At 59.2% G+C, this 22,120-nt stretch carries 15 protein-coding genes and 1 pseudogene; 1 reads left to right on the top strand and 15 read right to left on the bottom strand.

All coding sequences use genetic code 11. The annotated features are described in order from the left end of the window. Positions 1 to 3: 3 nt before the first annotated feature. The 5 genes from LQ788_RS01780 to LQ788_RS01760 all read right to left on the bottom strand — a co-directional run bounded on the left by LQ788_RS01780 (position 4) and on the right by LQ788_RS01760 (position 8,099). Entirely contained in the window at positions 4 to 1,686 is a 1,683-nt protein-coding gene (locus LQ788_RS01780) for an amidohydrolase (protein ID WP_231444687.1), read from the bottom strand. Between the two features lie 33 nt (positions 1,687 to 1,719). Next, positions 1,720 to 3,219, bottom strand: coding sequence for a peptide MFS transporter (locus LQ788_RS01775; protein WP_231444685.1), 1,500 nt, complete (start codon positions 3,217 to 3,219; stop codon positions 1,720 to 1,722). A 233-nt stretch (positions 3,220 to 3,452) separates the two neighbouring features. Beyond that, entirely contained in the window at positions 3,453 to 5,060 is a 1,608-nt protein-coding gene (locus LQ788_RS01770) for a zinc-binding metallopeptidase family protein (protein ID WP_231444683.1), read from the bottom strand. Next, entirely contained in the window at positions 5,057 to 6,760 is a 1,704-nt protein-coding gene (locus LQ788_RS01765) for an amidohydrolase (RefSeq protein WP_231444681.1), read from the bottom strand. Before LQ788_RS01765 ends, LQ788_RS01770 begins: the two co-directional genes overlap by 4 nt. Positions 6,761 to 6,776: 16 nt before the next feature. After that, the gene (locus tag LQ788_RS01760; protein WP_231444680.1) at positions 6,777 to 8,099 is read right to left on the bottom strand and encodes an MFS transporter; all 1,323 of its coding nucleotides are present in this window, start codon (positions 8,097 to 8,099) and stop codon (positions 6,777 to 6,779) included. A gap of 206 nt (positions 8,100 to 8,305) precedes the next feature. Between LQ788_RS01760 and LQ788_RS01755 the strand changes: the two genes are divergently transcribed. Then, entirely contained in the window at positions 8,306 to 9,241 is a 936-nt protein-coding gene (locus tag LQ788_RS01755) for an Lrp/AsnC family transcriptional regulator (RefSeq protein WP_231444678.1), read from the top strand. A gap of 371 nt (positions 9,242 to 9,612) precedes the next feature. On the opposite strand, the gene LQ788_RS01750 is transcribed toward LQ788_RS01755, so the two are convergent. The 10 genes and pseudogenes from LQ788_RS01750 to LQ788_RS01705 all read right to left on the bottom strand — a co-directional run bounded on the left by LQ788_RS01750 (position 9,613) and on the right by LQ788_RS01705 (position 22,065). Beyond that, on the bottom strand, positions 9,613 to 10,704 hold the full coding sequence (locus LQ788_RS01750) for a hypothetical protein (RefSeq protein ID WP_231444675.1): 1,092 nt from the start codon (positions 10,702 to 10,704) through the stop codon (positions 9,613 to 9,615). Positions 10,705 to 11,394: 690 nt separating this feature from the next. After that, positions 11,395 to 13,320 (bottom strand): DUF3427 domain-containing protein, encoded by a 1,926-nt coding sequence (locus LQ788_RS19895; RefSeq protein ID WP_394801344.1) that lies wholly within the window; start codon positions 13,318 to 13,320, stop codon positions 11,395 to 11,397. A 30-nt stretch (positions 13,321 to 13,350) separates the two neighbouring features. Further along, a pseudogene (locus LQ788_RS19890) lies at positions 13,351 to 14,276 on the bottom strand (DEAD/DEAH box helicase family protein); the annotation flags it as partial. Between the two features lie 119 nt (positions 14,277 to 14,395). Then, positions 14,396 to 14,803, bottom strand: coding sequence for a (deoxy)nucleoside triphosphate pyrophosphohydrolase (locus LQ788_RS01735; protein WP_231444674.1), 408 nt, complete (start codon positions 14,801 to 14,803; stop codon positions 14,396 to 14,398). A gap of 209 nt (positions 14,804 to 15,012) precedes the next feature. Beyond that, on the bottom strand, positions 15,013 to 16,344 hold the full coding sequence (locus LQ788_RS01730) for a hypothetical protein (protein WP_231444672.1): 1,332 nt from the start codon (positions 16,342 to 16,344) through the stop codon (positions 15,013 to 15,015). A gap of 325 nt (positions 16,345 to 16,669) precedes the next feature. Further along, positions 16,670 to 17,557, bottom strand: a complete 888-nt coding sequence (locus LQ788_RS01725; RefSeq protein WP_231444670.1) for a hypothetical protein — start codon at positions 17,555 to 17,557, stop codon at positions 16,670 to 16,672. Positions 17,558 to 17,679: 122 nt separating this feature from the next. Then, positions 17,680 to 18,846, bottom strand: a complete 1,167-nt coding sequence (locus tag LQ788_RS01720) for a CoA transferase (protein WP_231444668.1) — start codon at positions 18,844 to 18,846, stop codon at positions 17,680 to 17,682. A gap of 9 nt (positions 18,847 to 18,855) precedes the next feature. Beyond that, complete coding sequence (locus LQ788_RS01715) at positions 18,856 to 19,725, bottom strand: FAS1-like dehydratase domain-containing protein (RefSeq protein ID WP_231444666.1); 870 nt, start codon at positions 19,723 to 19,725, stop codon at positions 18,856 to 18,858. Between the two features lies 1 nt (position 19,726). Next, positions 19,727 to 20,905: an acyl-CoA dehydrogenase family protein gene (locus LQ788_RS01710; RefSeq protein ID WP_231444664.1), complete on the bottom strand. Its 1,179-nt coding sequence runs from the start codon at positions 20,903 to 20,905 to the stop codon at positions 19,727 to 19,729. An 11-nt stretch (positions 20,906 to 20,916) separates the two neighbouring features. Beyond that, on the bottom strand, positions 20,917 to 22,065 hold the full coding sequence (locus LQ788_RS01705; RefSeq protein WP_231444662.1) for an acyl-CoA dehydrogenase family protein: 1,149 nt from the start codon (positions 22,063 to 22,065) through the stop codon (positions 20,917 to 20,919). Positions 22,066 to 22,120: the final 55 nt, after the last annotated feature.

Raw genomic sequence — 22,120 nt, 5'->3', positions numbered from 1 at the left:
GGCTCACACCACCGTGTCTCGTTGGTAGACCTCTTCGCCTGCGGACACTGTGGCCTCCACCAGTATGTCTCCAAGATCCTCAGACTCAACCGTGAACGGGTCCCGATCGAGAAGCGCGAAGTCCGCCGACTTCCCCACGGTGATGCTGCCTGAGACGTCGGCATACCCGTTGGCATAGGCGGCATCGAGTGTATAGGCACGCAGCGCCTGTTCGACGGTGATCTTCTCATCAGCGAGCAACGGTTCGTTCTGTGCGACGTGGTCTTGGCCGTGGGGGTCGTTGTGTGGGGCCGTGCGATTGACCGCCACGTGCATACCCCAGATCGGGTCGGGGCTTGAGACCGGCCAGTCGCTGCCGAAGGACAGTCGGACTCCTGCGTCTCGCATCGAGGCGAAGATGAAGTGGTTCGATTGTTGGTCCTCGTTGAGCAGCGGCAGTTTGGTGTCGACGAGAACGGAGTCACGCCGGGCCCACAAGGGCTGGACATTGGCGATGATTCCGGCCTCGGCCATCCGGGCCAGCTCGGCAGGGTCAGCGATGTCGAGGTGTGCGACCTGGTGGCGGCGTTGCGGTGAAGGTCCACCGTTCTGGGTCAGTGCGTCGACAGCCTGCTTGAGGGCCTCGTCACCGACAGCATGGATGTGAATGTTGAACTCATGATCCTCGAGGCCGCCGACGATCTCCTTGAGTTCCTCGGCGTCGAACATGAGGATACCGTGCTCGTGGTCATGACCGCGGTAGGAGCGTTTGAGCGCACCGGTGAGGTTTTCGCAGACTCCGTCGAGCATGATCTTCACAGTGGTGGCCTGCAGAGTGCCGCGCTCCCGTTCCCCCGCGGCCGCATTGATCTCATCGCGGCGGGCGATGATGGTCGTGATCTGCTCGGCATACGGGACTGCACGATCCCACCACAGTGCGCCGGTGACCTTATTGGAGAATTTCTGAGCTTTGACCAGATTGAGATATGGCGGGTACGTGTCATGGGGTGATCCGGTGAGCACTCCGATTCCGGCATCCTGCCACCCGACGATCCCCAGAGATTGGAAGTACGTCTGCGAGCTCAGCAGCGCTTCTTCGACATCATGAGAGGTCGATTTCGGAAACAGATCGGCGACAAGTGCGATCGCGCCCTCGAAGAGCAGACCTGTCGGCTCACCTGCATCGTCCTTGACGATTCTTCCCCCATCAGGATCTGGCGTGTCCCGGTTGATGCCGGCGGCCTCGAGTGCCCTGGTGTTGACCCAGGTTCCGTGTGCGTCGTGGCTGGTGAAGGCGGCAGGGCGGTCGCTGACGACCGCATCGAGATCCCGGCGGTGCGGGAAACCTCCTTCGAAGACGTCTCCGTACCAGCCCGAACCGAAGATCCACTCTTTGTCAGGATTGTTCTCGGCATACGATTTGATCCGATCCAAATATGCCTGATATCCGTGAATGTCATCGAGGTTGCACTGCCTCAGGCCGATTCCGCCGAGGACAGGGTGGGCGTGCGCGTCATGGAATCCTGGGACCAGAGTCCGGCCGTTCAGATCCACCACCTCGGTGGTGGTATCGGTGACTGCACTGCAGTCAGCGTCACCGAGGGCGATGATCGTTCCGTCGTGAACGGCGACGGCGGTCGTGGTGGGTGTGGTCGAGTCCATCGTATGGATGGTTCCGCCACGGTAGACACGGTCGGCAACAGGCATGGGTGCTCCTTGATAGTGGGAAATGGTGATTTGTCAGGCGACGCCGAGTTTGCACAGTCGTCCGCGGATTGAGTAGAGGAAGGCTGCGGTGAGCAGGCTGATCACAGTCATCAGGGCGAAAAAGCTTACCTCGCTGATGGACGAGTACAGCTGCCCCATGAACCCGGAGAGGCTGGCTCCGGCGGCGGTGGTCAATCCCCACAGGGCCATCATCTGAGAATTGAAGGCGACCGGGGACAATTGCGAAGCCACGGACATGCCGATCGGCGCGTAGGTCACCTCGGTGATTCCCATGACGATCATGCCCGCGATGACAGCGACCAGCGGAATCAGGCCGGAGAAGATCAGAGGGAAGATTGCGAAGAGCCCGAAGGTCAGGGTCATGAGGATAAAGCCGAAAGCGAGCTTCGAGGTGGTGCTCGGCACACGGCCTTTGGGTCGGTTCGCAAGCTTCTGTCCGTAGGCGGCGATGAGCGGTCCGACAATGATGCCGGCGATGACTTCAAAGGTGCTGATATAAGCGGCAGGCATCGAGTAGCTGCCGATGTTCAAGTTGACTCGGGTGTCGGCGTAGACGGCGAAGGTGGTGAAGAGTTGGAGGATCATCGTCCAGAAGATCGCACCAGTGATGAAGAGGGGGATGAAGGCTTTGACCTTCAGCCGCTCCTCGGCGGTTACGTTCTTTGACCGCAGCATGGCCACGAAGTACACGATCGCGACGATGAGAATCGTCCCGAGCACGTAGTTGTTGAGGTTGCCGGTCGACATCAGCCCGGTGCTCACAAGCACTGCGATGACAGCGAGCACCGCGATGCCGAATCCGATGGCCTTCCATTTACCTGGCGAACTCACCGGGTTCGGCACGATCCGGGCTTCGGCGGGAACTGTGTTGCGACCGAGGAAATAGGTGATGAGGCCGATGGCCATACCCACTGCAGCGGCTCCGAAGCCATAGTGGAACCCGAGTTCGACCTGGAGATAACCGGTGGCGAGCGGACCGAAGAGGGCGCCGATGAGGATGCCTGTATAGAAGATCGCATAACCGGAATCCCGCCGAGGTGACGGTTCCGCGTACAGCCGACCGACCATGGCGTGGGTGTTGGGCGCGAGGGCACCAGTGCCGACGGTGATGAGTGCCAATCCAATGAGAAGTCCCGCGATTCCAGGCAGCAGGGCAAGGCTGATGTGTCCTCCCATGATGATGGCACCGCCGGCCATCACCATCGTTCGGGCAGGCACGAGACGGTCGGCGAGCCAAGCACCGACAGGCTGTCCAAGATAGACGGCACCACCGTAGGCACCTGCAATGGCCAAAGCTTCGGCTTCGGTCAGTCCCAACCCGCCGTCGCCTGCGGAGTAGTAGATGTAATAGGCGAGGATGACTTGGAGACCGTAGAAGCTGAAACGTTCCCACAACTCGATGGAGAACAGAGTGTACAGACCGATCGGCTGTTTCACCTTTGGTTCCGCGGTCTTCGTGTTATCCGGATTCTCCGCAGCCCCGGCGGCATCGGTTATCTGGGATTCAGACATGACTTCCTCGGCATGTTGGGTGCTCTGACGAGCAGGTTTCGCCCATGAAGAGCGGTCACGCCTGTGGTGACCATCGGCTTCTGGCTCTGTTGTTTTGAGCCTAGTGACGGCGCTTCATCGATTCCAACAGTCGTTCTAGATGGTCTCGGTCTGATTTTCAGATGGACTGTGGTGCCGAGAATCCCCAGGAGACAAGAGAGGTTGTGAACCTTTTCGGGTGCCGGCCACCCGCCTCACCACCACCTCCGGCCGTTCCCGCGGTCGATCCGGTAATCCGGCCAGGGCAGTTCAACCGGTGCTGCGAAGTCGGCAGGCAACAGCGCGGACATCGGCTCGTCTGCGACGCGGCGCTCGAACTCCGCCCGCGCCCGCTCCACGACGTCCGGTGAAGTCAGAAGCTCGAGAAAGGTCCCAGCAATCGCCTTCCCCGCAGTGATGATCGTCGGCGCAATCGTCTCCCGCATGCCTCCCAGAGCGTTCATCACCCAGCCTGGGTAAGGCCCAACCCCCGGCACCGAGGCGAGCGCGGGACGGGAGACGTAGAACCGCACAAGCGGAGCGTAGTGACTCATTTCCACATAGTCGTCACTCGTCCAATTCCGTTGCCAGGCCGGCATCTGCTCCCGCAGCAGCCGCTCGGCTTCTTTCGGCTCAATGAGTTGCTCGGTCTCGGGCAGGAACGGATGCTCGCTGACTTCGATCCCAAGGTTGCTTTGCACCTCCTGGGCAAGTGCCACGGCCTCAGGACCATACGACGGCGGTCCCACCTCGGCGAGGTTGTCGTAAAGAGTTTGGGCGAGCACATGGTTCGCCCTCCCCGGTCGGCTCCTGGCCACCCACCGCTCCTTGACCTCGCAATGGGCCATCATCGCCGCAGCCTTAGCATTCCGGTCGAGGACCGCCAGGATGTGCTCGGCCATCTCAATGTCCGGGGTGCGCCAGGAGAACTGGACTCGTGCCAAGCGTTGGGGCAGATTGTCCGCCGTCGCCTGCCCGTCGTTGAGTATCGCATCGGAGAAGCTCCAACCGCCCGTGGCCGGAAGCATCGAGTCGAGCATCGACCGCGATGAGGTCAGCATCTGGGTCAGTGCCAGGTTGGCACCGGGTGCACGAGCCGCCGAATGTGAGGCCGGTATGGGCGAATGCGGGTCCGCACTTGAGACCTGCCAGGTCTCCGGAGAATCACAGACGAAGGAGTAGACCTTGCTGTAATAGGCTCCACAGTGGGTGTCCCACCGGGCCGTGTTGCACAGCGGCAGCATGTAGAAGGGATGGAATGACACGATCGCGTCCGCCTCATCGTAGTAGCCGCGCAATCCGTGGACGACCTTCGACCCGTGCATCTTCTCCGCAGGTTCCCCTGTGTAGAGGAGGGTGCCGGTGATGCCGTAAGTAAGCATCGCGTGCTTGGTGGCCAGCAGGCCCGCGAGGGTGGAAATGCCCAGTGCCGAGTGCGGATCGGTGTGCCCGGGGGCGAAGCGAGACAGATCCTCCCGCGGCTCTTCCCGGGTCGTGGCTGCCTGAGAGTTGCCCGGCACGGCGTCGTACTCGGCGTAGGTGAGCAGAGTGGGCCCGGGGCCGTTGGACCAGCGCGCGCTGAAGGCGGTGGGCATCCCAGCCGACCCGTCTTCGACCTCGAATCCTTCATCGCGAAGACGTTGCACGTACCAGGCTTGGGAAGCGTATTCGCGCCATGCCGGTTCTCCAAGTTCCCAGATATGCGTGTGCCAGTCGAGGAGCTCGCCGAGATGGTCGTCTATCCACGCCTGGGCCGTCTCCTTGCTCAGTACGCTCGTTTCCTCATTTCTCCCAGCCTGCGTGACGGGCGTGTTTTCGTTCATGACTGCTCCCGCCTCTGTTCGGTTTCCTCGATAGAATCTGCCCGATACCTCCGCACCCCGTCGACCCAGGTCTCGAGCACCGGAATGCCCGCAATCTTTTCCCCTGGCACCGTGAGCGGATCCGCGCCGAGAACAGTGAAGTCCGCGCGTTTACCGACTTCTAGAGACCCGAACTCATGCTCACGTCCCAGAGTGATCGCCCCCTCGAGAGTGTGCGCGCGCAGTGCCTGTTCGGCTGTGATGCGTAGCGCGTCTGGTCCCAGCTTGTGGCCGCGGCGAGTGATGCGGGTGACCGCGGTCTGGATCGCCTCGAGCGGACACGGTTCAGCGACCGGAGCGTCGGAGGACAGGGTGATGGGCACCCCGGCGTCGCGAAATTCGCCGAGCGGGTTGAATCTTTCCCCTGGGGTGCCGATGGCCTGTTCGACGCCTTCGCCCCAATTGAAATAGTGCTGAGTTTGATTGACCGGTCGAATCCCCAGTTGTGCCATCCGAGAGACATCGGCAGGATCAGGAAGCCCACAGTGCTCGATCCGGTGGCGCGCCTCGGCGTCGGGCCGTTCGGCCAGTGCAGTCTCAATCGCGTCGACGACCATTCTGATTGCGGTCGGTGATTGCGCGTGGGTTGCCGTCTGGAGCCCGACTGCATGAGCTCGGCGCAATAGTTCGCGGTATTCTTCGGGCGAGTGGTAGAGCTGACCGGTCCGACAGGGGTCGCCTACGTAGCCTTCGGGGAAGTAGGCGGTCCATCCGCCCAAGGTGCCATCGGCGTAGAGCTTAATGCCGGCTGTGGAGAGGAAGGCGTTGCCGAATGGCCCTGTGAGTCCGAGGTCGAGCACGGCATCGAGCAGGTGGGAGAGGAAGTACATCGATACCCGCATGTGCAGCTCGCCACGATCGGCCATGGCGAGATAGGCGGAGAATTCGCGCTTCGACACTTGGGCGTCACCGAGCGCTGTGACGCCGCCGGAGAGGAATTCCCGCTGCACGATATCGAGTTGCCGTTGGTGTTCGGCCGCTTCATCACCGAGGTGGAAGTTTGGGCCGTGGTGGCCGATCTTCACGCCGTTGAGCCCGGTGAGGATATTGCACGCGGCGTCGGAGAGTTCACCTGTCAGTCCCCCGTCTGCGTCGCGGAAGAACTCCCCACCTTCCGGGTTCAAAGTGGCGCGGGTGATGCCGAACTTCTCGAGCGTGAAGGAGTTGACGACTCCCCCGTGCCCGGAGGCGTTCATGACATAAACCTCACGGTCATCGGCCACCTCGTCGAGTTCCTGCCGGGTCGGATGTCGTCGTTCGGCGAGATTGCGCTGCTCGTAACCGTAACCTCGGATGGGCACACCGGCCGGCAGTTTCGACGACTCTCTCCGCAGGGTCTCGAGCATTTCGGGAATCGATGGCGCTGTGCCCGGCGAGACATCGATCCAGGTGAGCGTCTGACCGTACATGAGCGGATGGGCGTGCGGATCGACGAAGCCGGGAACGATTGTGGCATCGGGGAGGTCGACGCGAATCGGACTCAGGCTGCGGTCTACGGCGACCGCCTCGGCGTCGGATTCCGTTCCCACGGCCAGGATCTCTCCCCCTCCGATGAGTATCGCCGAGGCGATTGGTGCGTTGTCGTCGACTGTTCGGATCATCCCGGCCGTGATCAGGGTGGGGGTGGAGTCGCGAGCGTCGTAGGTCGCCAGGTGCCTCATGAGCGCCTCCTTCGTGTCAGTTCTCGGAAGTGGTGTGTGGTGATGGCGCGGGATCGATCTCATCGTTGTGCTGTGGGGCCAGTGCCGTGGCCATCCACGCGACAGCGGAGAGGAATCCGAATAGGCCGATGACGGACCATATCGATCCGGTGGCGGCCATGAGGGAGGTCGCGACGATGGGCGAGAGTCCACCCCAGACGGCGGCACCGGTGCCATAGGCCAGAGACATCGAGGTGTAGCGGGCCTGAGGGCGATACATCTGGGTGAGGAGAGCAGATAGGGGCGCCCAGGTCGCGCTCATGGTGATGCGGATCGCGCAGACAAAGACGTAGATGAGAGCCACTGTGTGGTTCTCGATGGCGAGGACGAGGGGGATAGAGCACAGGAACGACAGACTCACCCCGAGATACATGAGCATCTTCCCGCCCCATTTGTCGCCGAGGAGGGCCAACGGCAATGTGACGATAGCTTCGAGGAAGGAGGCGAGCGTCATCGCGCCGAGGATGATCGACGCGGCCAGCCCGATGTCCTCACTGGTGGCATAGCTCTGCACGTAGGCGGTGGCCAGATAGTAGCCGCCGGAGGCGATGGCGACCATGCCGAAGCCCAGCAGCACCGGATACCAGTTGAAACGCAGGGTGTGCATGATCGGCATCGATTGGGTGGCCCCGGTTGATTGGAACACCGGTGTCTCCTCGACACGAAGCCGCACCCAGATTCCGACACCAATGAGGATGATGCTGGCGAGGAAGGGCACGCGCCAACCCCAACTGAAGAGCACATCCTCGCCCATCATCGAGAGCACCCAGAACGCGCCGGAGGACAGAAGCGCACCGAGGGGGTTGCCCAGCTGGGTGAACCCGCCGTAGAAGGTCTTGAACTTCGGCGGGGCGCTTTCAACCGCCATGAGGCTTGCCCCGCCCCATTCTCCGCCGACAGCCAGCCCCTGAATGATCCGGAGGACGATTAGGAGCACGGCTGCGGTCATGCCCCAGGAATCGTAGCCGGGAAGGCAGCCGACGAGGACTGTCGCCACACCCATCATCAGCAAGGTTATGGTCAGCGCGGGTTTGCGGCCGAGGCGGTCGCCTACGTGGCCGAAGATGATTCCGCCAAGGGGCCGGACGAAGAAGGCAACGGCGTAAGTGCCAAAGGAGGCGAGAGTGCCGAGAGTGGGGTCGACTTCCGGGAAGAAGACCTGGGGGAAGACGATGGCGGCGGCCGTGGCGTAGACGTAGAAGTCGTACCACTCGATGGTCGTGCCGACGGAGGCGGCAAATCCGGATTTGAGCGCGCGGCGATGAGAACGCTCGGGTGCTGTCGGTGCGGGCGTGGTCATGATGAGCTCCTTTGCTCGGATCGGCTGCGAAAGCTGCAGTGCCCTCGCGGCTGTGGCCCTGGTGCGATGGTAGGCCCGGTGACGGCCGGTGTCACGACCGATGATTCGCATCTTCTGCAGTGATACTGCCGATCTGTTACCTTCTGAGTCCGCATCGGTGAGAATAGACAGTGAAAACGTATTGGCAGCACGCATTTGGAGGCAGAGTGGGACAGACGGAGGATTCTCTCCTCGATACGGCGATCATCCGAACGCTCCAGCTTGATGGGCGAGAGAGTATCCTCGACTTGGCGCGGGCGCTCGGGGTCTCCCGCCACGTCATCGCCGAGCGTCTGCGGATTCTCACCGAACGGGATGGCCTAAGAGTGGTCGCGGCTCTTGATCCGGGAGTAGCCGGGCACCACGTGCTCACGCATTCGATGGTCAGTGTCGACGGACCTGTTGCGCCGATCGCGGCGGAGGTCGCTCGTCTGCCCAACGCTGTGTTCGTATCGATCGCCAGTGGGAAGCGTCCGCTCGTCTTCGAATCGCGACACAGCTCGAGTCATGAACTGCTCGAGACCCTCGAGTCAGTGAGAGCGATCCACGGTGTGCGCGAGATCCGAGTAACAACCTATGTCGATGTGCTGCGTGGATTCTTCGTCGCTCAGAACCGTAATGAGATCAGTCTGGACGAGCTCGACCGTGAGCTCATCACAGCTCTGCAGTCGAATGGTCGAGCCAGTTACCGAGCCCTCGCCGAGGTGGTCCATCGGTCCCCGTCGGCCGTGCGCTCGCGCGTACAACGCCTCATCTCAGCCGGAGTCATCCGCATCGCCGCGATTAAGTCCGGCGGGCTGTCCGCGAATCGCTTCGCGACCGGGTTGGGCCTCAAACTGGCAGGTCGCTCGGAGCCGGTACGTGAATTCATTTTGGCGTCAGAATCTATCGAGTTCGCAGCTCGCTCCCACGGCGCTCATGACTTCGTCGCCACAGCCGTCGGCCCGTCTTCCACCGAGGTGCTCGCTACGGTCGAGGCATTGCGTGGCCTTAACGACGTGGCCACGGTGGAGACGTGGACCCATTTCAATCTCGTCAAGGAGGATTACACGCGAGCAATCGGTCGGGTGGTTGGGACTGATGTCGGCTTAGGTGACACCTGATCTGGAATTTACACTGGCAAGCTTGGAAAGATGGGCACAATACAGCAATCCCGCCCGCAATTGTTCAGCAAATACACCGTCGGCAGTCTAGGCAGGGGCCTGCTGACCCCTATTGCATACGACGCAATCGTTGACTCACACGTCACCCAGCATGGCACTGCGTGCGTCGCCCCTCCTTGAACTACTCTTATATGTTCAGTGCGGGCGCTCGGCCCTGCTATAAGGGCTAGATCGAAAGCGGCGGCCGACTCGCTATCCGGGCACCTCATTGGTGAGTCTGAGCCGTCCGTGTCGAATATTCGGGACACAGAATTCTGTTTGCATCGTCGAACCTGGCAATGAGCCCCAAGCCTGGAACAACCCCGCATGGCCTAGCTTCTCGGAATTCTTATCGCTGATGTGTCAATATTCCTAATTTGAGTAGAGCGAGGGAGCCAGATCCCCTCAGGTTCCCCATTCAATTCCCTGAGCCGCTTTTTGATTCGCGAGAGCTCTGTGGAGATTGATTGTGCCGAAACGTGCGTGGCAGCCCCATAAATTGTCGCGTTTCTAAGTCTTGCGTATTTTGTTCGCGCCGAACTCACAGAGAGGACGATCATCGCAACTAGCGAAATGGTGACTGACCATAGTCCGCTGAGCAAGGAGCTGACGGCAAGGAAAGCACCAGCCGAAAAAATGATGACACTGATGACAGTTCCGAATACTTTATCGAAAGCATCTTGAGTCGTCTGTCGAGATATGACGGCGAAGGCACTGCCTGCAGCGAATCCTCCAGCGACGACGAAGTACATGCTTCCAAGCAACGCCATAATTGAAGGCTGGATTGTCCAACCATTGAAGATGCCCGTGATCAGGGTGCCGATCACAGCCAGTGTCGCTGCATGACAGAAGATCACGGGCATACCGTATCTTCCAGCTCTTGGGAGTACCATCTGATTCTGTCTTACCTGGGACAGAGCCCTTCTCAGGGAATCTCGGCGTTCGCTTTCACTGAAAACTAGGAACGTACCGAGGACAGTCGCCACAACAAATAGAATCGCAGTGGCGGGGAGGAATGCGAATAGTGCGCCGGCCCGCGAAGGGTTCTCAATGCAAGCGATAGTGATGAGACCAATGGCGGGAGCTAGAGTCCCAAATAGAAGTTCCGACGTCAAACTCAGGAATCGCTGAGTTTGGTTCGCCATACGCGACCGATTGATTTGAGCTCCGATTACAACGCCGTAAAAGGCAAGAAACGTGGTGGCGTAGACCCCTAGCGTAACGCCTATGTGTTCACTAGCTACGGAACCGGCGACTGCTGCTCTCTGCCACACCATGCTCAGCTCCACTCCGCCGAGCGGAAAAGCAAGGATGATAGCCGCTAAGGCACAGAATATGAGGCTAAAGAGCATGACTTCGACAGTTGCCTTCCACGGCGACCGGGGGGAGAGTTCAGAGCTGTATTGTTCCGGGCCAGAGTTCATAGCTGGGGACTCTACCGAAAGCCACTGACACGGCTGCACGGGACTACGTAACTACGTCCCTGAGAGGATGGCTCGAAGGTGAATGGCACTAGCAAAGCTCCAATCGAGTTCGCCTGACCGACTGTCACCAACACGTGGCTGTCGACGGCCCGCTGATTGGTGATCGGCTCTCAAACCTCTCTCACATTTGGAACCCCAATAATCGCAGACCAGCTCGAGTCTTGAGCTGCGAACGCATTCTTGGTGGGCTTCCGGTCCTAAATCTAGTCCGCATCGGCGTCCCTTTCAGTGCGCCTCGACCCCCAGATTAGTAGCCGTTACCCGTCATGACGCCCGTGCAGACACCTGCATTATGATCGGGAGGGAGAAGCGTTGAGCCCAGTCCTTACCACATTTATTGTGGGGCTTGGTATTCTGGCGGCAACACCCGCAGACCATCAACGACATGGCAAACCACTCATACCGGGGTCGTCGATCGGGCCCTGTAGCTGCAGAAACGCTGCCGATATTTCAGGCCAAAATCACACGTGTCGCCACCCACTCACGCTAATAGACGAACACTCCGAAAGGTTCTATTGGGTTAAGAGATGCCCCTCCCGAATTTGAATGCGGTCGCTGTCTGGTCTTGTGATGGCGGGTAGGAATACGCGCTATACGAACGTCATGTCGGGAGCGGCACGTCCATTCGACTCAGAACAAGGTAGCGGCAGCCTCCACGCCTGAGGGTCTTCTACTCTGGGCCTTAGGATCTCCCGCCTCAGCATCTGTCTTTGACTCCGAGCCTTGAGCATTATCGGACAACGCCGGGCCCGTCGTCAGATAATCGTAGAGAGCCAGCTCGATAGGGGTATCTAGGCTCAGATCCATGGTGACAACATCGAGGCTTTTGCCGCCATCGCCGGGCATCTTCGTTTGTACAGGTTTCGAAGATACAGCCTGACCCAAGTAATAGAAGTCGGTGCCTTCTGCATCGTCTTTTTTTGCGAAGAGGTAGAGGGGAACATGGTTCCCCACGATCGCCCGGACTTCTTTGCTCAGCAGAGTTCTCTTGCTCCGGGTGAACCAGCGGAGGGTGTTTTCGCTGAGGAACGAATCCTCGTACGAAGTGCTGGCCGAGACCTCATTGTCTTTATGATAGGTAACGAAGATCGGGCAGCTGTTCGAGTACACGTCAACTTTGTACCCATACATCGTGCCCTTTTGGTCGCTCTTCCAATTCAGTAGTCGGCAGACGTCCTTGCGCGAATATTTCTTGCCCACTTCCAGTTGTTTGTCCCACTGGTAGCGATGCCGAGACAGAAACAAACCGGTGTCGACGACGTCCATCACGTGATCGCTGAACATCTGGCTCTCGTCAAGCGATCGAGCGAACTCGCTGGTGAACGAAATTCCCTCCTGGCTCCACTCAAGAATTGGTGATCCGTATTTCTTCTGATCACCCTCGGTGAAGAATTCCAGATTGAACACTCGTGCCAGCGATGCGATGGTCGCTTCATCGGCGCCTGCGCCCGCACTCTCGAGGAGACGTCGGAGACCACTTTCCGACGTGGATGATCGCGTATTAAGGAGGTGTTGGAGGAGAAGCAGCTCATGGGGTCGCTTACCGTTGAGGAACTCAGAGCTGATGAATGTCAGCGCTTTGTCTTCAGCCGGGGTCGGGACTTCGTCGACGACTTTGAAACTATTGAGCAGGTTCCAGTAGTTGCCTCTCGCACCTGCGATGACTACTGGATCAACAACGTCGAACCGAGCGTAATCGATGAGCTGGGGCGGTCGTCCAAGTCGGGTATGCAGATCCCGGAAGGACTGCTTTAGGTTCTTGAGGCTATCGAGTCTCGTCGTCGCAATTGATTTGAAGATTCTCTCCTTGGCGATGGCGTCAAAGTTGATGCTGGAGAGCCCCGAGACAGCGCCCACATCTTGAGCCTCGATCATCTTCTTTCTGATCGAGTCCTTATTGAGGCTGCTGTCGCCGAAGAGTGCAATTGGAACGAGGAAGTTGTTGGCATAGTTGCCGATGAAGTCAATTACGATGAGGTGGCTCTTGCCAGCGGCTTTACGTAGACCACGACCCAGCTGTTGCGTGAAGATGATGCTTGATTGCGTCTGACGAAGCATCACCACCTGGTTCACCGTACGGATGTCGATTCCTTCGTTGAAAACGTCGACCGTGATGATGTAATCAAGCGCCCCCGCCTCCAGCTGGCTGACTACTGACTCGCGCACTGGAACCGGATCGTCGCCGGTCAGAGTCCTCGTGCGAAGCCGGCGACCGTGAACCTCCCGTTGGTTGAGCAATGACGACAGTTCGATCGCTTCGTCTATACGACTGCAGAACATGAGGCCGCAGACTTTGTTCCCCACATGGCCATATGTCTCGATCGCTTTTAAAAGATGGTTGACACGATCTGGAGCGACTAGGGTGCTGAGTTTGCTCGCATCGCTGATGACTTCGCCGTCAACTTCGAAGTCCGTCACCCCGTAATAGTGGAAGGGCGCAAGCATGTCGTCTTCGAGAGCCTTTTGAAGTCGAATCTCATAAGGAACGTTGTAGTCGAAGAGGCTGTAGACGTTGAAGTCGTCGGTGCGCTCAGGTGTTGCGGTAATCCCAAGCATGAATTCTGGCTCGAAGTATCCAATTATGTTTTGGTGCATGGTGGCACCAGCGCGGTGCACCTCGTCGACCAAGATGTAGTCGAAATAGTCTCGTGGTATCTGACGAAGCTTATCCAGCGTGCCGAGGGATTGAACCGTCGCGAAAACGAATCTACGGTCTAGCTCTTTCCGCGCCCCGACAAACTTCCCGATGTCTGCGCTACTCAGATTGAGTACCTTACTGAATTCTCGATCGCGCGATCGAGAATTTGTTCGCGGTGGACGACAAAGAGGACCCTCTTCGGATCAACTGCCTTCACATCAAGGGCAGCAAGGATGGTCTTTCCGGTCCCTGTAGCAGAGACGACCAATGCCTTGTTCTCTCCTGAGAGACGCACTTTGGCGATTTCCTCTAGCGCTTCGGCTTGCATCGCGTTTGGATGGATCTGCGAGAGTTCGCTCTCCCCCGGCGTCGGAACTCCGGAAAGGGGCTGCGCTGTCTGGGGTGGGACGTACTGCTCTTCGTAACGTCGGATCCACTCGTCAGTGAGCAGGGACGATGAAGACAGCTGAGTGTCGATTGCCTCACTCAGCTGCTCCACGATGTCGCCACCGGGCAAAGCGGAGAACCTCAGATTCCATTCATGATTGCGCTTGAGCGCCAATGATGTGAGGTTGGAGCTACCGACGATGGCGGTCGTGCCATGTTCCTGCTCGAATATAAAACCCTTCGGGTGAAAGCCTTGACGCCCGTTTTCATAAACCAGCACTTCCACGCCGAGGTCTCTCAGATTCGCCAGTTCACGAAACGACGCCGGTGAGTTGAACCCTAGGTAGGTGGACGTGATGATCCGTCCGCGTCCGGGGAACTCGATCAACGGCTGCTTCAACGAAGCGATGGCATCTGGACTGACGAATGCGACCGAGAAAGTGAAACTCTTCGACCTTCGCAGTTCTTCGAGAATGGTCTTGTACATGGTGTTCGACTCGAAGTTCGAAACCAGCATTGGGTTGAATAGCTTTTCAGACGAGACGGACTTGTCGAGGAAGCCGAACGACGTGTCGTGCCGGATCTGGTCAGGGACGAGATCCATTCTTAACGTCTCTGTGTCGCGTATGCGGCCATGATTGTCTCAACGGCGGGTACATCGGCAGGAGCCCACTCAACCGAATTCAGATCGGCAGCATCAATCCACCGAATTTCAGAGTGCTCGGTGAGCTGTGGTTCACCGTCGACCAATATCGCGTAAAAGGTTGTCAGAGTAACGAATCCAAAGTCGTACTCGTATCGCGTAGTGGCGACCTCGTCCCCAATCTCCACAGTGCAAAGGAGTTCTTCTTGCATCTCTCTCACGAGAGCAGCGCGAGGAGTCTCTCCTGGTTCGATTTTGCCACCGGGGAATTCCCACATGCCAGGCAAGGACATACTCTCACTCCGCTGAGCTGAGAGTATTTTTCCACGGTCGACCACGACAGCACCAACGACGTTGATTTCCTTCTTCATTGTCAGGACTCCTACTCGTGTGACTAAGACACAGACAGCCTATCTATATATCGCGGAATCGCAGATGCGGGACAGATGCAGGGTTTGGTAACAGGAGACTCGACTTGCATAAAGGCAACACGACAGCACAACCTCGATGAACCGTCTCGACTTCTCGATACCGTTCTTCTATCACGCGAAACTCTCGCGTTGAAACAGAGGCTAGGTTTTCAGTTTGGCCCAATCCCACGCCGACGATTGATGTCACTCGGCATCTCCTCTGATTTCTGAAGAGAGACCATCACACGACCGGCACCACGCGCACGTGGCAGAAGGAACGCTCCCCCGATCCACCCAATGGCCCCCGCCCCTGCGGTTAGAAGCAGGTTCGATTCACCGGTCAGTATGCGCTCAAGGCCGATCTGACCCGCTGAGGAGATTGCGGCCCCCAATCCTCCGCGCGTCACGTGTCCTTTGAGCGCAGTACCAAAAGCCTCGCGCTCGATCTTCTCCTTGACCGTCGACAGCTCATCCTCGACCCTTTGGCTCAAAACGTTCGGTTCGTCGTTCGCCGCATCTCGGTCGATTTTTCGGACTGCCCTACGCCAAGCCTCGAAGCTCTCGCTGTCCTTGCGGATATCGACCGCTGTTCGTGCTGACACGTTGAGGTTAGGCAGTACCACTCGGGACAGCTCGTTGAGCACGGACGACGAAGGCTGGTTTTCCTGCACCCTTTCGAGCGAGCCGACCTTCAATTTCAGCAGCTCAAGGTCGCCCGGATGGTGAGGCACATAAATGGTTGAGTACTGATCCGAGAACGCCAGTTGCTTGGCCATGTGGAAGAACTCAACCTCCCAGTCCCACTTCTGATCCGAGAGCTTCACAGGCTTCGTGAGTTCCGCTCGCATTCCGTGAAGCTGATCCCATAGGGCAATCGGGCCTACCTCTTTCGATATCCGAGGGGCACCGTCCGTCATCATCGGGTTCTTCACGTCGTGTCGGGCTGATGTCATCATCGCGTCCCGACGCTCCTTAAACGTCTTCCACTGAGGACGCGGAACGATCACCCTCGACTTGATCATGGGTGCCAGCTCGAAGACGTAGGGGATCAGACCAGCCAAAAAGTGTCGAACCCGGTCAGGATCGCTTCGCAAGGACTCGTAAGTGTGGTCGTGCGTCCACATCTCAGGATCTCGCTGGAGGATCATCGTTCCATCTGCCGCTCGAATAGGCCGGAACTCGGGAAGCCAACGCGACGACATTCCGAAAAAGTCAGCGACAGGATCGTGGGTGACGATGGAGTCGTGATAGATCAGCGATTGATTGAGCTCAGGGCGCATCACGTCGAGATGCCAATTCCCCGCGATCCATGATCCGGGGTAGATCGATGCTTCGGGAACCGGCTCTGATTCCTCCACGCTCGAGAACTCCATCGTACGATCACGAAGCTCTTCGATGTCTGAGTCAGAGAGGGAGAGTATCTGATCCACTTTCGGAACGTCTCCGAAGAAGTTTTCGAGAACATCAAGGGAGGTGACAGCGGCACTCGGGGTCGTGGTCATATTTCCGACTTCCTCGTCTATTTGCAGTTATCAGCTGGCGACAAAACTACTCGTCATCCGTAGTACAAATCAGTGTCACACATGGGGCTGACACGACAACAGGAAAGTGAAAATGTGCAGCTCGGGTCACCAAACCCTGCATCAGCCCCGCTCAAGGAACCACTGATCGTCTTACCAGTTCTTTATCAATTCAAAGGTGTCACTGAATTCGACGAACTTCCCCCGTTACCTTGGATAAGCCCCAGGCTCCTCATCGACGGGCCAAGGAGTCAAGAGTGCTTCCCTGCCACTATTTCAAGAACATAGGCGCTTCGAGTCCAGGCCCTCATCTCTGGCCAGCCGCCCACTGTTCGAGGTGCATCGGACAGTAGACATCGAAGTGCCCAGTTCCTGACGAGCCATGAGCCGACCGGATAACGTGCAAGATACCAGCGTCGTACCTAGATGTTCTTCCACAGGACGTGCACGGCGCGATTGCCCGATCGTCGACTTTCGAAAATGGTATAGGAACGCTGAACGGTGCAACTTTGCGAAGCTCTTCCTTTTCATCGGACTTCACCGGCGTCAACGCCTTCTCTCGTTCCAGTTGCCAGACTCTTATAGCCTCAGACTCAAGCTCGTCGTAGGAGACCGGTGTATAACCGTTCTGGTCCAGCCAGCGAAGGCCAACACCCGCCAGGTTGCTTGACGCCAGCGAGTGTCGAGGAACGACGAAGTACTTCCACACGCTGATGTCCAAGGGATCAAAGGCAGTTGGGTCGGTCTGATCGTTCAAACACATCACGTAGATGTCAGCGTTGTAGCCGGGCTCCCCGGGATACGCGCCCAAATCTTCGTTGAGAACTTTGCCCTTCAAACCAGAGAATGACGGAGTAGAGAGTTTTCGCTGTCGCCAAGACTGAAGGTAAGCCGAGCTTTTCACCTCTATTCGTACAGATTCCGAGGGTGCGGGATGCCACAGCAAATCGAATGGGTCCCATTCGACCCGGTTGGATTCGATGCCGAGCGCCCGCCCAACTAGAAACTCAGCGAGGTAGCCTCGCGTGTTGTTCATTTGCAGGTCCTGCATGGCAAAACGCCAGAAATCGGCAACTGTCGCCCCACCCGTTCCCTCAAGCTGTTCGTCGCCAGTCAGACGAGGACGCGTAGTTGGATCGGACCGGATGATCCAACCAGCAGAATCACGTGCGAGCTCTTCCGAAGAATTCGTCATGCCCGGCCTCTCTCAAGTCGTGCGTAACCGTCTCTACACTTACCTAACCACATAGAGTGCTGGCTACCGCCCGACTGCATTTAGCTCAGCCACGCACGACGATCGATTTCAGCCCGGCGACCTCATCGGTCGCCGAGCCCAAGCACATCTGCCAACACACTCTCAGTATCTCCGCCCAACTGTGGAGCAGGAACCGCCGCACCCGCAGGTGACCCCGAGAACGCCAACGGCACCCTCGGAGCAATCACAGTTCCGACCCCCGGTTGATCGATCTCGCTGAACAGCGGATTCTCCAGCGAACACCACGGATCGTTATTCACCAACTCCTCGAAGGTCTGGAACTCCCCCTGCAGCACACCCGCTCCGCTCAACGCGGCAGCAGCCTCGGCGGCAGTGTGCGCAGCAAACCACGGACGTACTACGGCGTCGATAGCTTCCCGCGCCTCGAACCGCCCGCCCTCGGTCGACAGATCGACGTCGAGCATCGGCCCAATCATCGCCAACTTATCGCTTAGCCCCGTCGCGGTGCCCAGCCCCCGCCAGTGCTTGTTCGAGATGACTGCGACCATGATCTCGCGCCCATCAGAGGTCTTGAACGACTGACCGTAAGCACCATAGAGACCATTGCCCAGCGGTCCACGAGTCTTACCCGTCGACTGCACCTCTGCGATGTAGCCGAGGTTGCCGACGGTTGCGAGCATCGCATCGGACAGGGCCAAGTTGATCTCCTGGCCCTTCCCCGAGGTCCGGCGATCAAGCTCAGCCGCGGTGATGCCATTGGCGATATAGAGGCCGGCGATGACGTCCCAGGCCGGGATGGCATTGTTCACGGGACGCTCGTCGTCGCCGGTGATGATGGGGAATCCGCTGGCCGCGTTGATCGTGTAGTCCACCGCAGGCTTCCCATCGTGGGATCCGTTGAGCCGCAGCATCACGAGATCCTCACGGTGCTGCACAAGATTCTCGTACGAGAGCCATCCGCGGGCGGGCAGGTTCGTGACCAGGGTGCCCGCCTCGGCGATGAGGTCGGTGGCTATCTTCTGGCCCTCTTCGGATTTGAGGTCGAGGGTGACAGAGCGTTTGCCCTTGTTGAGGCTGGCCCAGTAGATGCTAGTGCCGTCGTCGCTGATCGGCCACCGGTTGGCGTCGATGTTGCCGCCGATAGGGTCGATGCGGATGACGTCGGCGCCCAGCTGAGCCAGGGTCATCGCGCCCAGTGGTGCTGCGACAAACGCAGAGATTTCGACGACTTTCAGTCCGGCCAATGGTGCTGGGCGAGTTTCAGACATGTGTTCTCCTCAGTTTTCCGTGGTCGTCACTGTTGCCGCGATCGCGGTCTTGCCGTCAGGTCCGATCGCTTCGAGTTCGTGGGTGTTCGCTCCGGTGCTGCGACCGACGAGGTGGATCTGCTCGTTCGCGAACAGGGGTGACTTCGCCCGGAAGTCGTAGGTGGCGACGGTGGCCTCGGGGTGGTTCTTCATGAACGCGTCGAGCAGCAGCGTGGCCGTCAGCGGGCCGTGGGTGACGAGTCCCGGGTAGCCTTCGACACCCGTCACATATGGGTGGTCGTAGTGGATGCGGTGGGAGTTGAACGTCAGCCCCGAGTACCGGAAGAGCATGACCTCGTTGGGTCGCACCGATCGCGCCCAGTCCCACCCCTCCGGTGCCGGGGAGTCTGCCCGTGGTGGTGCCGCTGTGGATCCTTCGGGCGCCGAGGTGGCTTCCCGGTAGACGATCGTGTGTCGGTCCGTGGTCGCGAGGTTTCCATCGGCGGAGACTTCGTGGCGAAGGATGACGAAGCACAGCCGGCCGCTGCCGCCGGTCTTCTCGGTGATCGATTCGATGGTCGTCGTCCGTGACAGCTTCTGTCCAGCGACGATTGGTGCGTGGAACTCGAGCTGGCTGCCGGCCCACATACGCCTGGGCAAGCTGACCGGCGGCATGAATCCGCCGAGCTTCGCGTGTCCGTCGGTCCCGAGCTCGCTCATCGGCACATCGTCCTCGGCGAACTGCAGCCAGTGCCCAACGGGGAACAGGCGCTGCGGTCCGGAGCCATCCTGTGGCTCCTGCTCAAGCAGCGTGGCCAGTCGAGCCGCGTTGACGCCGTCGGCAATGTCTTCTTCGGTGCTGGATCGGCCGACCCAGTCCTGCAGGTTGTTCTCAGTCATCTCAACGTCCTAACAGTTCATCGGAAATGATACGCATCTGAATCTCCGAGGAGCCTTCGAAGATCTTCGTCAACCTGGCATCACGCCAATGACGTTCCACCGCGAAGTCCTTCGTATATCCGGCACCACCGTGGATCTGCACGGCCTCCGAGGTGACCTTCTCCGCCATCTCAGCCGCCAGGTACTTCACCATCGCGGCTTCCTTGTCACAGCGTGCACCAGAATCGATCTGCGTGCACACGTGATACATCAACGCCCTGGACGCCTCGATCTGAGCCGCCATGTCAGCAACCTTGAACCGCAGATGCTGGAAATCCGCGAGCGGATGACCAAACTGGACCCGCTGCTTGAGATACGCAATCGAATCCTCCAACGCAGCCTGCGCCAACCCGATCGAGCGGGCCGCAGTGTGTGCACGCCCGACCTCAAGCCCCGACACTGCTTGGTAGAAGCCGCGATCTTCCTCGCCCAGCAATGCCTCAGCAGGCAAGTGGAAGTCGTCGAAGTTGAGATCCCAGGTTTTCCACCCGAAGTACCCGATCTTCTTCACAGCAGTCCCGGACATACCTTCGGGGAACTCACCGCGTTCCTTCTCGACGAGGAATGCCGAGATCCCCCGGTGGCGCTTGTTCTCGTCGGTCGAGGTGCGGGCGAAGAGGATGATGTAGTCGGCCTGGTCGGCGAACGTGCACCACATCTTCGTGCCATTGATGACCCAGCCACCGTCCTCAGCGCGGGTGGCTTTGCAGCGAATGTTCGCTACATCTGAACCAGCTTCTGCCTCAGAGAGGGCGAAGGCGCCGAGGTATTCGCCGGTGGCGACCTTCGGCAGCAGCCTAGCTTCCTGTTCAGGTGAGAATCCACCACCCATCCCGTTGCCACGAGCCAAGAGACCACCGACACTCATCCACGCTCTGGAAAGTTCCTCAGCGACGAGGCAGTACTCGAAGACGCCAAGTCCAAGGCCCCCATATTCTTCGGGGATGAGGATCCCGAAGAATCCCATGTCCGCCATCTGACGCACGAACCAATCCGGGAACTGTCCCTCAACGGGATCAAGCTCGTTGGCGAGTGGTAGGACGACGTCGCGGGCGAACTCGCGGGCGAGTGCCTGGATCTCGAGCCGTTCCTCGGTCATGAAGTGCGGTGTGTTCGGGCGTGGCCTGGGCTTATGCGTCATTGCGGATCCCTTCAGGCCTTGTTGCGGCCGATGAGCTGCTTGGCGATGACGCCGAGCTGGATTTCGTTGGTGCCCTCGCCGACGATCATCAGCGGCGCGTCCCGGTAGTAGCGTTCGACGTCGTATTCGGTGGAGTATCCGTAGCCGCCATGGACACGGATAGCGTCAAGGGCCACCTCGGCGGCCATCTCTGAGGCGTAGTACTTGGCCATGCCGGCCTCCATGTCCACGCGATCACCCGAGTCATAGGTCCTGGCGGTGTGGAGGACGAGCTGCCGGGCGGCTTCGAGCTTCGTGGCCATCTTCGCCAGCTGGTTGCCCACGGCCTGGTGCTTCCAGATGGGCTTGCCCATGGACTCGCGTTCCTGCGAGTACTTCACCGCATCGTTCAACGCTGCCTGGGCCACGCCGAGTGAGCGGGAGGCCACCTGGATGCGTCCGATCTCCAGGCCCTTCATCATCTGCTTGAAGCCGACGCCTTCGACCGAGCCGAGCAGCTGGGACTGTGGCTGGCGCAGGTTCTCGAACACGAGTTCGCAGGTCTCGACACCCTTGTAGCCGAGCTTCGAGAGGTTCTTCGACACGGTGAAGCCCTCGCCTTTTTCGACGAGGATGATCGAGATTCCCTTGTGGCGTGGTTCAGCGCTCGGGTCGGTCTTGACCAGCAGGGCGATGAGGTCGGATTTGCGGGCGTTGGTGATCCAGGTCTTCGACCCGTTGATGACGTAGTCCTCGCCGTCCTTGGCCGCGACGGTGCGCATGGCCTGCAGGTCGGAGCCGCCGCCGGGTTCGGTCAGGGCCATGGTCGCGCGCAGCTCACCGGTGGCCATGCGCGGCAGGTACTGATCCTTCTGCTCGCTCGTGCCGAATTCGGCGATGAGCTTGGCCACGACGGTGTGCCCGCCCATGGCGCCGGCCAGGGACATCCACCCGCGGGCCAGTTCCTGCGTGATGAGCGCGTAGGCCTCGGTCGAGACCTTGCCCGGGCCCCAGGGCTCGTCGATCGCGAGACCGTAGATGCCCATGTCCTTCATGGTCTGGATCCACTTCTCCGGGTATTCGTCGGCGTGCTCGACCCGGTTGACGTGGGGTTTGACGTCGTGGTCGATGAACTCGGCGACCGTGTCGATCATCATCTGCTCTTCGGTGCTGACTGCCATGTCGAATTCCTTATCCTCTGATACTGAAAATTTTTCTCAATGCCACGCCGAGGTG

The organism is Brevibacterium zhoupengii (assembly GCF_021117425.1).
Classification (GTDB): Bacteria; Actinomycetota; Actinomycetes; order Actinomycetales; family Brevibacteriaceae; genus Brevibacterium; species Brevibacterium zhoupengii.
This window is presented reverse-complemented; position numbering and strand designations above follow the sequence as displayed.

Coding starts and splice junctions, on each gene's coding strand:
- LQ788_RS01780 (WP_231444687.1), bottom strand. CDS start 1,686: ATGCCTGTTGCCGACCGTGTCTACCGTGGCGGAACCATCCATACGATG.
- LQ788_RS01775 (WP_231444685.1), bottom strand. CDS start 3,219: ATGTCTGAATCCCAGATAACCGATGCCGCCGGGGCTGCGGAGAATCCG.
- LQ788_RS01770 (WP_231444683.1), bottom strand. CDS start 5,060: ATGAACGAAAACACGCCCGTCACGCAGGCTGGGAGAAATGAGGAAACG.
- LQ788_RS01765 (WP_231444681.1), bottom strand. CDS start 6,760: ATGAGGCACCTGGCGACCTACGACGCTCGCGACTCCACCCCCACCCTG.
- LQ788_RS01760 (WP_231444680.1), bottom strand. CDS start 8,099: ATGACCACGCCCGCACCGACAGCACCCGAGCGTTCTCATCGCCGCGCG.
- LQ788_RS01750 (WP_231444675.1), bottom strand. CDS start 10,704: ATGAACTCTGGCCCGGAACAATACAGCTCTGAACTCTCCCCCCGGTCG.
- LQ788_RS19895 (WP_394801344.1), bottom strand. CDS start 13,320: ATGCTTGGGATTACCGCAACACCTGAGCGCACCGACGACTTCAACGTC.
- LQ788_RS01735 (WP_231444674.1), bottom strand. CDS start 14,803: ATGAAGAAGGAAATCAACGTCGTTGGTGCTGTCGTGGTCGACCGTGGA.
- LQ788_RS01730 (WP_231444672.1), bottom strand. CDS start 16,344: ATGACCACGACCCCGAGTGCCGCTGTCACCTCCCTTGATGTTCTCGAA.
- LQ788_RS01725 (WP_231444670.1), bottom strand. CDS start 17,557: ATGACGAATTCTTCGGAAGAGCTCGCACGTGATTCTGCTGGTTGGATC.
- LQ788_RS01720 (WP_231444668.1), bottom strand. CDS start 18,846: ATGTCTGAAACTCGCCCAGCACCATTGGCCGGACTGAAAGTCGTCGAA.
- LQ788_RS01715 (WP_231444666.1), bottom strand. CDS start 19,725: ATGACTGAGAACAACCTGCAGGACTGGGTCGGCCGATCCAGCACCGAA.
- LQ788_RS01710 (WP_231444664.1), bottom strand. CDS start 20,905: ATGACGCATAAGCCCAGGCCACGCCCGAACACACCGCACTTCATGACC.
- LQ788_RS01705 (WP_231444662.1), bottom strand. CDS start 22,065: ATGGCAGTCAGCACCGAAGAGCAGATGATGATCGACACGGTCGCCGAG.